7 protein-coding genes are annotated in these 13,424 nt (G+C 68.0%); 4 read left to right on the top strand and 3 right to left on the bottom strand.

The genetic code is table 11. The features are described 5' to 3' along the window. Positions 1-387 precede the first annotated feature (387 nt). A complete protein-coding gene (locus tag ACFWVD_RS24655) occupies positions 388-2,409 on the top strand; it encodes a DUF2339 domain-containing protein (RefSeq protein ID WP_379246590.1) in 2,022 nt (673 codons plus the stop codon). Between the two features lie 77 nt (positions 2,410-2,486). Here the strand turns inward: ACFWVD_RS24655 and ACFWVD_RS24650 are convergent, their stop codons facing one another. From ACFWVD_RS24650 to trmB, 3 genes are read right to left on the bottom strand one after another with little or no spacing between them, the layout of a single operon-like run. After that, positions 2,487-6,908: an MMPL family transporter gene (locus ACFWVD_RS24650; RefSeq protein ID WP_379246588.1), complete on the bottom strand. Its 4,422-nt coding sequence runs from the start codon at positions 6,906-6,908 to the stop codon at positions 2,487-2,489. Beyond that, positions 6,909-7,625 (bottom strand): NYN domain-containing protein, encoded by a 717-nt coding sequence (locus ACFWVD_RS24645; protein ID WP_379246586.1) that lies wholly within the window; start codon positions 7,623-7,625, stop codon positions 6,909-6,911. Further along, positions 7,622-8,365: a tRNA (guanosine(46)-N7)-methyltransferase TrmB gene (gene trmB / locus ACFWVD_RS24640; protein WP_379246750.1), complete on the bottom strand. Its 744-nt coding sequence runs from the start codon at positions 8,363-8,365 to the stop codon at positions 7,622-7,624. The genes ACFWVD_RS24645 and trmB overlap by 4 nt, the downstream gene beginning before the upstream one ends. Positions 8,366-8,549: 184 nt before the next feature. Between trmB and ACFWVD_RS24635 the strand changes: the two genes are divergently transcribed. The 3 genes from ACFWVD_RS24635 to ACFWVD_RS24625 all read left to right on the top strand — a co-directional run bounded on the left by ACFWVD_RS24635 (position 8,550) and on the right by ACFWVD_RS24625 (position 13,294). Continuing rightward, complete coding sequence (locus tag ACFWVD_RS24635; RefSeq protein ID WP_379246584.1) at positions 8,550-9,659, top strand: hypothetical protein; 1,110 nt, start codon at positions 8,550-8,552, stop codon at positions 9,657-9,659. A gap of 100 nt (positions 9,660-9,759) precedes the next feature. Further along, positions 9,760-11,211 carry a hypothetical protein gene (locus ACFWVD_RS24630; protein ID WP_379246582.1) on the top strand — a complete coding sequence of 484 codons (1,452 nt, stop codon included), beginning with the start codon at positions 9,760-9,762 and terminating at the stop codon, positions 11,209-11,211. A gap of 253 nt (positions 11,212-11,464) precedes the next feature. After that, positions 11,465-13,294, top strand: a complete 1,830-nt coding sequence (locus tag ACFWVD_RS24625) for a phosphoenolpyruvate carboxykinase (GTP) (protein WP_379246580.1) — start codon at positions 11,465-11,467, stop codon at positions 13,292-13,294. Positions 13,295-13,424: the final 130 nt, after the last annotated feature.

The raw sequence follows: 13,424 nt of genomic DNA, 5'->3' as shown, positions 1-13,424 counted from the left end.
GCTGGGCGGGGCCGCGCTGAATCGTCGGGGGAGGGGTCTGCGAGTGGCGAGGGTTCTGATCCGGGCTCGGAATCCGGTTGGCGTCGGCCTGCAGAGGGTGATTCTGCGATGGGTCAGCCGGTGTCTGGTCCTGCGGAACCGTCTGCGACCGGGGTCGGTGGGCAGGTCGGGGTTGGCCAACCAGCTCCTAGCGGGGCTCGTGGCGGCTGGGCGGTAGGTGCACGCGGTGAGGTGGGGCAGCCTGTTCCTGGGTTCGCTCCGGGGAATGGGCCGGGAGGTTGGGCCGTGCCTGGTGGGCAGGGCCCGGGTTACGGGCCGGGTGGGGTGCCTGCGTCTGGTGGGCAGGCCCCGGGTTACGGGCTGGGTGGGGTCCCTGCGCCAGCGGGGATGTCAGCAGGGCGGCCGGTTGGGTCGGGGTGGGGGTATGCCCCCGGTGGTCGGCCGGTGACGCCGATGGGGCAGATGGGGGCGGTACCGCCGATGAGGCCGGTGCCGCCGGTGGGGGTTGGGCGCGGGCCGGGGCGGGGGGTTCGGACTCCGTGGTGGCAGCGGGAAGGGGTGATTTCTCGGGTTTTGGCGGTGGCGGGGGTGGGGGTGACCTTGGTGGGGGTGTTGATGCTTTTGGTGTTGGCTGCGCAGGCTGGGTTCTTCGGGCCGGTGGCGAGAGTTGTTGCGGGGGCTGCGCTTTCGGTGGGATTGGTTGGTGCTGGGTGGCGGGTGTTCGGGCGGCCTGGTGGTCGGGTCGGTGGGATCGCCTTGGTGGCCACCGGTATCGCTGGGCTGTATCTGGATGTTGTTGCGGTGACGGGGTATTACCGGTGGGTTCCGGGTGGGGTGGGGCTTGCGGCGGCCCTGGTGGTTGCGTTGGTGGGGGTGGGGATCGCTCTGCGGTGGCAGTCGCAGCCGTTGGCCGTGGGGGTTGTCGTGGGGGCGGCGGTGTTGTCGCCGGCGTTGACCACCGAGTTGATGTTGGTCGCGTTCCTGGTGGTGTTGCAGGCCGCGGGGGTTCCGGTGCAGATGCGCAGGAACTGGCCGGTGCTGCACATCGCGCGGACCTTGCCTGTGGTGCTCGCGATTCTGGTGTTCGTGGCGTTGAGCGGGATCGAAGGGGCGATCTCCGGGGAACAGGCGCAGCACCAGCGAGGGCTGTTGGTCGCGGCGATCGCGTGCGCGGTGGTCGGGTTGGTCGGGGCACTGCTGTCGGTGCGCTGCAGGCCCGGTGACATCACCGCGAGCATCACGATCGCGCTCACGGCGCTTCCCGTGCTCGCTGCCGCGATGTTGTTCGACCGTGTGGTAAGTGCGTCCATCACCGGCGTACTCGCCGCCATCCTGCTCGGCCTCGCGTCCACCGCCTTGATCTCTCGGCACGCCGGCATGGGCGGTTCAACAGACGTTGCAGTGGTCTTCGGTGCAGCCGCGGGGCCTGGTGCTGCGGCGCCCGTGGACTCACCGACGAATGGCGGGGCATCGTCGTCGATTACGGATGTCGGTGCGAACGCCGCAGCTCACGGCTTTGCGAGTACGGCAGCCTCCGGTCCGGCGAGTACCGCGGGTCCCGGTTCGGTGAACATGGCGGATCCCGGTCGGGCAGGCATGGCAGTCCCCGGTTCGGGGACTGCCGAGACTGCCGGCACCGTGGGGCGGTTGCGGATTGCGGGGCATACGGCGTTGGTTGCGGGGTTGACCGGGGCTGTGGCGTTGTTGCAGACGTGCACTGTTGCTACCGGTGGTAGTCCTCGGTTTTTGCCGACGGCCTTGTTTGTGGTCGGGCTCGCGTTTCTTGCGGTGGGGGCGGTCAGTCGTACGCGGGTGGCGGCTGGGATCGGGGTGGCGTTCGCGTTGCTCGGTGGGTTGGTGATGTTGGCGATCGCTACGCCGGAGACGCTTGCGGTGCAAAGGTTTGCGGATCGGGAGCTCGATGTTTCTACGGCGGTGGCTGCTGTGGTCGGGTTGGGTGTGGCGGCGATGGTGGCGTGGACTGTGCCTCGGTTGCCGCGGTTCGATGATGCCGTGCTGGTCACGGGAGTGTGGTTCGCGGTGAGTGTTGCGGGGCTTTATTACGTGCTGGTCGCCGCGGTTTCGCTGGGTGTAACTCTCGGTGGGGCAGACGGATTCGTGGTCGGGCACAGCATCGCGACGATTGTGTGGATGGTGGTGGCTACCGCGTCGCTGTTCTACGGGTTGCGGCGACTGTCCGCATCGCCCGCGGTGGCGAAGGTGTGCCTGGTTTCCGGGTTGCTCGTCGCCGCGGCGGCCCTGGCGAAACTGTTCCTGTTCGACCTCGCCACACTGTCGGGGCTGGTCCGCGTGGCGGCGTTCCTGGTGGTCGGAATCCTGTTGCTGCTCACCGGGACTCGCTACGCACGCGCCTTCGCGGACGCCGCGCCACCGCGCCCCGGCGCCTGATCGAGACGGATCCTCGAACGACGAAACCCACGGCACTCGATGGCCGTGGGTTTCGTTGTGTTCGTGGTGCTTTGGGATTATTCGGTGTTGTCCTCGCGGCGGCGGAGGAGTTCGTTCACGCTGACCGTGCGCCCCTCGCCACCGTGGTGGCGGCCCTCGTCGGCGGGGGTGCCGCGGCGGGAGGAGCGTAGTTGGGCCATCCAGTTCTCGATCTCGTTGCGGGTGTCCGCTGCGGGTTCGCCCGATTCGGGTGCGGGGGAACTGGATTCGGTCGACGCAGTGGCGGATTCCGCAGGGGTTTCCGGTGCTTGCGACGGTGCAGCGGTGGGCTCCGATGGCGACGCGGTCCGGGAGGGGACGGCGGTGAAGCCGGAGGGGGCCTGCCACTGGCCGGGGGTTTCGGTCGCATCCTGATCCGCGGTGAACGGCTCGTCACGGTCGGACGAGTGACGCGAAGCAGGGATCCGGGTGGATGCCTGTGCTGCGGTGTCGTCCGAATCCGTGCTGTCGTTCGGGGTGACGGCGGTGAATCCTGTCGGCGCGACCTGCGGGCGGGCCACCTCCGTCGCGCGGGGCGAATTCGACTGGGGAACAGCTGGATTCGGTGCGCTGGCGATGTCGACCGGGTGATCGTCCGAGGGACGGGCGTGGCCGTTCTCGGTGGTCGAGGCGAACCGTGCACCGCCGTCGGGTTCGGGGGTGGTGTAGCCGCGGGGGGTGCCGGGGCCCGTCATGCCGTTGTTCCACGGGGCAGGCGGTTGCTGCGGTTCCACGGGGACCGAGGTGCCGAAAACGTCCCGCGACGTGGTGTGCGAGTCGGCGGGGGTGGTCGGCTCGGGGGTGGACGCCGGTGCGATCGGTCGGAAGTTCGACGCGGTCACGGGGTTGAATCCGGTGAACGTTCCGCTGGGCGGAGTGTCGTCATCGGCAGGGGGATCGACCGGCTGCGGTGGGGTCAGCCTGCTCGGTTGCTGGTTGACGATGCTCGGCGCGGGCGGGGTGACGGTGCCGTGCGGCGGAGTTGCCGAACTCGGTCGCGCGGGCGGCACGATGCTGGGTCGCTGCGGCAAATCCGTTGCGGGCGCGCGGAATCCGGCGTCATCACCGGACTCGTGCGGCGTCGAGACCTGCGGCGTCTCACCGATCACGCCGGGGGTGTACCCCGAAGGGGGCTGTACCCGCTCGGAACCGCGCGGCGTGACACCGGGGATGCCGGTGGACAGATCGAGCCCGGATCCGCCGTCTGCCGCCGGAGCGGGCCGGGAGATCGAAGGGGCTTCGAAGCCTGCACTCGGCGCGGTGTCGGCAGGAGTCCCGAAGCTCGCCCCCGAGGTGCGAGGCGCATCGCCCGACGTTCCGAAGCTCGGCCCGGTTACGCCAGAGGAGTTCCCGAAACCGGCGTCGGTCCCGAAGCTCGGACCGGATACGCGGGGTGTGTTGTCCGAGTTCCCGAGGTCAGTGCCGAAGCTCGGTCCGGTGACGCCGGATGCGTTGCCCGCGGTTCCGAAGTCGGTGTACCCGTGGGAGTTCGGGGTCGCACCGTCGGAGCTGTCACGCGACGAGCCGAAGCGGGTGTCGTCGAGAGGGGATCCGTTGCTGAATCCCGCGCTCGAGTGGCCGACGCTGTTGGTGGGGCGGGTGGCTCCACCGGGGCCGGTTTCGGGGTCGCCCAGGTCGGGGGGTGTGCCGAAGCTGGGGCCCGAGTAGCCGCGGTCGTTGTCCGTCGACGAGTCCGAGGTCGAATCGCTACCGGACCCGCCGAATGTCTCAGCGGAAGGATCACGGCGCGGCCCGCCGAAGGTATCTGCGGATGAATCGCGGCCGGGCCCGCCGAATGTGTCAGCGGACGAATCGCCATGGGATCCACCGAAGGTATCTGCGGGCGAATCGCCGCGATGTCCACCGTGCGAATCGGCTTGTCCCGCAGTGGGATTCACCGCATCGGCCTTGACGATCGGGAGGATCTGGGTTGCCTCGCCGGAGTCGTACTTCGGCAGGTCGAGGCCGGCGTCCTTCGCGGGGGCGTCGTCGGGCTTTGTGCCCGGCTTCACCACCGGCAGTTCGCGGGTCGGTTCGCCCGAGGACAGCATCGAGGCGCGGGGGCGCGTCGGGTCGGGGGATTTCGGCAGGCGGGGGCGGGTCGGTTCGGCGCTGTCGGCGTCGACGACCTTGTCCATCCGCTGGGTCGGGGCGTCGGCCTCGATCTCGGCGACCGTGCGCGGCCTGCGGGGGGTGCGGGCCAGTTTGGAGTCGGGGACCGCGGTCATCTGCATGGTCGGCGGGTCGGTGATCGGCGTGGTCTTCACCAGGTCGACCGCGCTGCTGTTGCCGGGGCGTTCGTCATCGAGGATGGGTTCGCCGAGGCCGATCTTCTCCTGGATGCGCTTCATCCACTTCGGCGCCCACCAGCAGTCGTCGCCGAGCAGCTTCATGATCGCGGGGACCAGCAACATGCGCAGCACGGTGGCGTCGATCACCAGCGCCGCGATCATGCCGTAGGCGATGTACTGCATCATCACCATGTCGGAGAACGCGAACGCGCCGGTCACCACCAGCAGGATCAGGGCGGCGGCGGTGATGATCCGCCCGGTTTGAGCGGTACCGATCCGCACAGCTTCGGTGGTCGACGCACCTTGGGCGCGCGCTTCCACCATCCGGGACAGCAGGAAGACCTCATAGTCAGTCGACAAGCCGTAGATGATCGCGATGATCAGCATCAGCACGGGCGCGCTGATCGGCTGTGGTGTGAAGTTCAATAGCTCGGCGCCGTGACCGTCGACGAAGATCCAGGTCAGGATGCCCAGCGTCGAGCCGAGGCCCAGCGCGCTCATCAATGCGGCCTTGATCGGCAGCACCAGTGAACCGAACGTCAAGAACATCAGGATCGTGGTGGTGGCCAGGACGAGCAGGATCATCCACGGCATCAGTTCCATCAGCGTGTCGATGCTGTCGGCCATGAGCGCGGGCTGACCCGTCACGTACATCGTGACGCCGTCGGGAACTTCGATCGAGCGCAGGTAGTCGATCGTGGGCTCGGCGTTGTTGGTGGGGTCGACCAGGGTCGCCGAGGTGCGGAACACCTCAGGGTTGGTCGGCGACCGGCCCGGCACTTCGAACGGGCTGACCAGCCCGGGAGCCTGGTTGGCTTCCTTCCAGACCTTGCCGATGGCGTTGGTGTCGCTCGAGACGAAGACCAGCTGGATCGGGTCGGTCTTCTTCTGCGGGAAGACCTCGTAGAAGTGTTCGAGCGCGGAACGGGTCTCGTTGTCGGGCGGCAGGTACTTCTCGTTGATGCCGCCGAAGGTCAGGTCCTTAACCGGGATGATCAGCAGCAGCAGGCCGATGACGATCGGGATGGCGATCTTGAGCGGATGCCGCATGACCCAGCGGGTCAGGTTGCCCCAGAAGCCGTTCTCGACCTGCTCCGCGGTCTTGGTCTTGCGGAACCGCTTGAGACCGAGGCTGTCCACGCGCGGGCCGAGGATGGCCAGCATCGCGGGCAGAATCGTGATCGCGGTCAGCGCCGCCAGGGAGACCGCCGCGATGGTGCCGTAGGCGACCGACCGCAGGAAGGCCTGCGGGAAGATCAGGATGCCGCCGACGCTGGCGATGATCATCGTGGCGGAGAACACGACTGTTCGCCCGGCCGTCATGACCGATCGACGGACGGCGGCTCTGGTGTCGTAGCCCTCGGCCAGTTCCTCGCGGAACCGGCTGACGATGAACAGCCCGTAGTCGATTGCCAGGCCGAGGCCGATCATCGAGACGACACCGGTGACGAAGAAGTTGACCTCGGTGAAGTTGGTCAGCGCCATCACGATGCCGGTGGCACCGAGAATCGTCAGACCACCGATGATCAGCGGCAGCGCGGCCGCGACGATGCCACCGAAGATGAAGAACAGCAGGACCGCCACCGCGGGGAAGGCCAACACCTCCATCCGCTTGGAGTCGTGCGCGAGGGTGTCGGTCAGAGTGACCGCGAGCGGCTGCAGGCCGGAAACTTCCACGTCGACGCCGGGAATGTCGAACACGCCCTGCAACGCGCGGTAGTTGTCCATCATGACGGTGTCGTTGTCACCGGCGATGGCCAGCGACGCGAAGGCGTGCTTCTTGTCCTTCGACCCGAAGATCGACGGCGCGGAGGCCGCGTCACCCACCTTCCAGTAGGTGCCGTTGATCTTGGCGAGTTGCTGGGGATGCTCGGCCATGACGGTGGTCAGACTGCCGACGACCTTCTGGCTGAACTCGGGGTCGTCGATCGTTTTGCCCTCTGGGGCGTTGTACATGACGATCACGTCGGACAGATGGTCACGTCCGTAGGAGCCATCGGCGAGCTGCGCGCCCACCACCGACTCCGAGCCCGGATCGAACCAACCGCTCTGGGAGAGGCGGGGACCCAGCCCCATGCCGTACGCGCCCAACGCCAACATCGCCCCACCGACAACAACGATGACGGCGAAACGGAACCGATAGACCAGATCGCCCCAGCGGGTGAACACTTAAGCGACTCCTTGACCGGGGCGAGAAGTGAGTAGCGCGGACAGCGGCCGGAACGGCTGCAGCCATGCGCCCTCGTCGGGCAGCGATTCGAGACTCACCCGCGGCAGCGGTTCCCGGAATACGCCCGGGATGTCTTCGAGATCGACGAACCCGAGGGTATCGGAAGTGACCGCCCAACTCGCGTGCTCACGGAAACCCAGCACTTGAGCTGGGATTCCTTTGGCCGCGATGGCCTCGAGCGGTTCGCGGAAGGCTTGACCGTCGGCCGAGGCGACCATGATTCCGGCCAGCCCGCCGTCGCGTTGACGCGCGGCGATGTGGGCGAGCATGTCGGCGTCGACATCGGAGTCTTCGTCGATCTTGGGCTTGGCGAACACTGCGAAACCGACATTGCGCAGCGCTTCCACCCACGGGCGGACCACGTCGGCGGTGCCGGGCGCGATATTGGTGAACACCGTGGCTTCGGCTTCGATGCGGCCCTTGGTCCCGACCGAGATCTCGGCCGTGCGGGCCAGCAGCCAGCGGCCCAGCGCGTCGAAACGGGGGCGATAAGCGGCGGTGGGACGTCCACCGAGGATGGCGCCGAGGCCCATGTCGAGGTTCGGCGCGTCCCAGACCAGCAGGACACGTCGCACATCGGCACCGCCGGGCGCCTCGGATCCGGAGCCTGCCTGGGCGGGCACCGGCATCTCGGGGGCGATCTCACTCACGCTCATCTGTCGATCTTCCCCCATATGAACTCGTTGATGGCACTACCGGCACGCAGGCCTTTGTCCTCGAACTTGGTGACGGGCCGTTCGAAACCGATCGGCGCGGTGGTGCGGTTGGCGGCGCTGTCGCCACCGGTGGTGTCGTTCAGGCCGGTCAACAGCGGTTCCTTGGAGCCTACTTCGAGAATGTGCTCCGCGTAATCCGCGTGGTCGGTGGCCACGTGCAACACACCGCCGGGCTTGAGTCTGCTGGCGATCAGCGCGAATGTCGGCGCTTGCAGCAGCCTGCGCTTGTGGTGACGTGCCTTGGGCCACGGATCAGGGAAGAACACGCGAACCCCGATCAGCGACTCGGGAGCAACCATATTCTCCAGTACGTCCACGGCGTCGCCGCGTAGCAACCGGATGTTGTCGATGTCTTCACGTTCGATCTGCTGCACCAGCTGGGCCAGACCCGGTTCGTAGACCTCGATGCCGATCAGGTTCAGGTGCGGTTCGGCCTTGGCCATCGCGGCGGTGGCCGTGCCGGTGCCGGTGCCGATCTCGATGACCAGTGGGGCTTCGCGCCCGAACCAGGCGTCGGCGTCGACGGGCTCGTTGGACACGTTGCGGCCGATCACCGGCCAGGTGCGGTCCCACGAAGTCTGCTGGTTCGGCGTCAGCGCGCCCCGCCGCGTGCGGAAGCTCGTGACGCGGGGATACAGCCGGGAGCCGGTGAGCGAGCGTCGGCCCGCGTCGTGCGGCATCTCCGACAGCTTGTGGCTGGTCGGCTCGGCGTGGTCGGGGGCGTCGTTCACGTCGTCCATTGTCCAGCATGCGTGGAGTTACGCCACAGGCGAGTTGGTCGCACCGCTGATCGGGCAGGTCGGCAGAAGGTTCGGCGACCCTTTCCGTCTGACAGAATGCCCTCACGACAAGGGGGTGGGCACAATGTCGACAGCCACCGATTTCGCGCACACACGTCCCGCGGACCAGCTCGACGAGCTGATCTCGCGCCTCGGTACCGGTCGCGGCGGTGATCGCGCGATCGCCGCACAGGTGGCCGCGGCGGCCGCGCGTCGCCGTCGTCAGCTGCACATCCAGATCACCGGGCGCGCGCTGAGCGGGCGAACCACCGTGTTGGACGCGCTGGCGTTGCTGTCGGCGCAGGAGACCGAGCCGGTGGACCAGCCCGAGCAGCCCGATCCCGTTCTCGACGGTGACCTGGTGATCTACGTGCTGGCCGGTTCGCCGCAGGCCGCGGACCATCGATTGCTGGCCGCGGTGCCCGCCGGGCGCGGGATCGTGGTGTTGAACAAGGCCGACGCGGTCGGTGCGCGGTGGAGTGAAGCGGTGGGCGCGGCGCAGCGACTCGCGCAGGAATTGCGGATGCCGGTGGTGCCGATTGTGGCGTCGGTGGCCGCGCGGACCAGGGCGGGCGCGGTGGATGCCGCCGATCTCAGCGATCTGCGCAGGCTCGCCGTTGGCCCCGATGTGCCGTCGGTGCTGGCGGCCGACCTGTTCATCGGCAGTGGGTCCGACCAGGACGCGCGGCGGCGGTTGATCGCCCACTGGGATCTGTACGGCGTGGATTGCGCGTTGTCGGCGTTGCGCGCCGATCCGGACCTGCCCGCTTCGGCGATCATCCAGATTCTGCATTCCGCCAGTGGGATCGATCCGCTGCACAAGCTGGTTCATCGGCGATATGAGCAGGTGGAGGCTGTGCGCGGGGGTGAACTGCTCGACGAGTTGGTTCGATTGGCGGCTCGCGCGGTGCCCGGTGACGGTGGGCGCGCTCGCGAACTGATCCAGCAGTATCTGGCCGGTGACGAGGCGTTGTGGGCCGGGTTGTGTGCGGGGTTGGCGTGCCCGCAGGTTTCGCATCTGGCCGCAGGATATCCGTCGCCCGCGCCTGCTGATGCCGATGAGGCGTTGTCGCGGGCGACGCGGTGGCGGGCCGTGGTGTCCAGCGATATGCCGCCTGCTGCTCGGCGGGCGGCGCTGCGGGTTCACAACGGTTATGTGCGGGCTTGGGAGCGGATGAGCAGTGCGGGACTCTGAGGTTCCGGCTGGTGGGGGGCGTGCCGGCGATGGGATCGCGGGGGCCCCGCCGGCGGATCGAGTCGACGACGCAGGGGCGCTTCCGTCGGCCGTAGCTGCCGTGATCGATCGGTGGAATCCGCAGGGTGCGGCGTTGCTTCGGGCGATGGCATCGGCGGGTTCGGGGACCAGCGTCGATTTCTATGCCCCCGATGACGCCAACACGACCTTGCTTCGCACGGAACTCGCCCGCTTCGAACCTCATATCGTTCTGTCCGATCCCACCCGAGGCACTGACCCCACGCGCGGCGCTGATCCCGTGCGCGGCACGGATCTAACTCGCGCCACCGACCCCGCCGCGGCCCTGATCGTGTTCGACGCGGGCAGTGTCCTCGGCGCCGACATGTTCGTCCTGATCGACCGTCTCCGCACCGCAAATCGACCAATCCTGCTCGCCATGAACGGCTTTCACGCTTATCAAGACTGGCGCACAACCCGCGAACGCAACCTCCAACTCCTCGCCGCACGCGGCATCACCGACCTCGACATCGTCGCCGTCTCCGCCCGCATGGCCGCCGCCGCCCGCGCCGCCGACGACTCGGCCCTACTCGACCGCTCCGGCGTGGCAGGCCTGCACGCCGCCCTCGCCGCGGCCACCGCGCACGGACCCGTCGACGGCTCGCAACGTCGAGCGGCCGTGCGCGCGCGGGTGCTCGCTGACACCAGGGCCAGGATCGACGAACAGATCACCGCCCTGCGATCGGGCACCGACACCGCCCGCCTGCGCGAGGAACGCATCGGCCTGCTCGCCGAACGCGACGGCGGCCGTCAGACCGGTCTGGCCGCGGTGCGCAGTCAGGTCCAGCTCGCGCGCGTTGACCTGACCACCGAGGTCGGTTCGATGGTCCGCGCGCTGCACACCCGTTCGCGCGCCGAACTCGACCGCTGCGATCGGGCCGAGCTGCGCGCCTACCCGCAGCGTCTCCAGCAAGCGGCGGGCGAATTGTCGGTTTCGGTTGATGCGGTGATCGACCAGCGGGTGATCGAAGCCGCCCGCCGCATCGGCACGGCCGCCCCGACCACCGTGCGCCGCGATCCGGCCCCGCGAGTCGGTCCCGATCCGGACAAAAGGCACCGCGGTGTTGAAGATCACCTCATGATCGCGCTCGGTGCTTCGGCCGGTGTCGGTCTCGGTCGACTGATCGTGGCGCCGCTGTCGCTGGTGCCCGCGCTCGACGTGGCCAGCGTCCCCGTCACCCTGCTGCTCGGCGCCGGCGCGGCCGCGTGGGTCGTGCGCGCTCGCGGCCAACTCGCCGAGCGCAACCACATGGCCCAGTGGGTGTCCGAGGCGCTGGTCAACATCAAAGCCCAGCTGGAACAGCGTGTCGCGGGGGTATTGGTGGACGCGGAGGCTGAGTTGGCCGAGCACGTGGTGCGCGAATCGACGGCCCGCGCGGTGGCTGTGGACCAGCGCGTCACCGAGCTCGACATGCTCACTCGCAACCTGGTGGCCCAGCGTCCGGCGCAGCTGTCCGCGTGCGAGCGCGACCTCGCCACGCTGGATCAGAGATGAGCGCGGGATTGGCCAACTGACTCGTGGGTACCCATTAGGGAGCCCGATGCCGTATCGGTGGTCATATCGCGTTAACCTTGGGGTAGGAACCTGGGCGTCCGCTCTTGCCAGTCGATGCGCGGCCTGATGTCCGTGTGCGGCCTTCCTCAGCCGTGAAATCGGGGTTGTGCGCCGGCTGGTCACTGCGGACGCCTAAACCCGCCCATGGTGGCGATCGATGGATCGAACAACCGCCCATCTCAGGAGAGTTTTCATGACCTCAGCGACCATTCCTGGTCTTCGTGGATCCGACGGCAAGGCGCCGACCGAGCACAGTGAACTGCTCGCCTGGGTACAGGAAGTCGCAGAGCTCACTCAGCCCGACCGCGTGGTCTGGGCAGACGGCTCCGACGCGGAATGGGATCGCCTGACCACGCAGCTGGTCGAGGCGGGCACGTTCAAGCAGCTCAACGAGGAGAAGAAGCCCAACTCCTTCCTCGCGCTGTCCGATCCCTCCGATGTGGCCCGCGTCGAATCGCGCACCTACATCTGCTCCAAGACCGAGGCCGACGCCGGTCCGACCAACAACTGGGTCGACCCCACCGAGATGCGCGCCACCATGACCGAGCTGTACCGCGGCTCGATGAAGGGCCGCACCATGTACGTGGTGCCGTTCTGCATGGGCCCGCTCGGCGCCGAGGATCCCAAGCTTGGCGTGGAGCTCACCGACTCCGAGTACGTGGTCGTCTCGATGCGCGTGATGACCCGCATGGGTGCCGCCGCGCTGGAGAAGCTGGGCACCGACCGCCCGTTCGTGAAGGCGCTGCACTCCGTGGGCGCGCCGCTGGCCGAGGGCCAGGCCGATGTGCCGTGGCCGTGCAGCGACACCAAGTACATCACCCACTTCCCCGAGGATCGTGAGATCTGGTCCTTCGGTTCGGGTTACGGCGGCAACGCGCTGCTGGGCAAGAAGTGCTACTCGCTGCGGATCGCCTCGGCGATGGCGCACGACGAGGGCTGGCTGGCCGAGCACATGCTGATCCTGAAGCTGATCTCGCCCGAGAACAAGAACTACTACATCGCCGCCGCGTTCCCGTCGGCCTGTGGCAAGACCAACCTCGCGATGATCCAGCCGACCATCCCCGGCTGGCGCGCGGAGACCCTGGGCGACGACATCGCCTGGATGCGTTTCGGCAAGGACGGCCAGCTGTACGCCGTGAACCCGGAGTTCGGTTTCTTCGGCGTCGCGCCCGGCACCAACCACAGCTCCAACCCCAACGCGATGGCCACCATCGACGCGGGCAACACCGTCTACACCAACGTCGCCAACACCGACGACAACGATGTGTGGTGGGAGGGTCTCGAAGGCGACCCCCAGCACCTCATCGACTGGAAGGGCAACGACTGGACCCCCGAGTCCGGTACGCACGCCGCGCACCCGAACTCGCGCTACTGCACCCCGATGTCGCAGTGCCCGACCCTGGCCCCCGAGTGGGACGACCCGCAGGGCGTGCCGATCTCGGCCATCCTGTTCGGCGGCCGCCGCAAGACCACCGTCCCGCTGGTGACCGAGTCGTTCGGCTGGGAGCACGGCGTGTTCATGGGCGCCACCATGGGCTCGGAGCAGACCGCCGCCGCCGAGGGCACCGTCGGCACCATCCGTCGCGACCCGATGGCCATGCTGCCGTTCCTGGGCTACCACGTGGGCGACTACCTCAACCACTGGATCGACCTCGGCAAGAACGCCGACGCGAACAAGCTGCCGAAGATCTTCTACGTCAACTGGTTCCGTCGTGGCGACGACGGCCGCTTCCTGTGGCCCGGATTCGGTGAGAACTCCCGCGTGCTGGAGTGGATCGTCGGCCGCATCGAGGGCACCTCGAACGCCGCCGCCACCGCCGTGGGCCACGTCCCCGCCGCCGCCGACCTCGACCTGGACGGCCTCGACGTGAACGCCGCCGACGTCGACGAGGCCCTGTCGGTGAACGCCGACGAGTGGCGCAAGGAGATCCCGTCGATCGAGGAATGGTTCGAGTTCGTCGGCGACAAGCTCCCCTCGGGCGTCCGCGACGAGTTCGAGGCCCTCAAGGAGCGCCTGGGCTGATCCCCCCTTCAACACAAAACCGCCCGTACCGTTTTCGGCGATTTCTAGGGGTCGTCGCAACACCGCTGGTGTTAGACGGTGAGTAGATCACGCAGACGCTCGGCTGGGGTATCCCAGTCGAGCGTTTTGC

Origin of the sequence: Nocardia sp. NPDC058666 (genome assembly GCF_042714895.1) — a bacterium.
Lineage (GTDB): Bacteria > Actinomycetota > Actinomycetes > Mycobacteriales > Mycobacteriaceae > Nocardia.
This window is presented reverse-complemented; position numbering and strand designations above follow the sequence as displayed.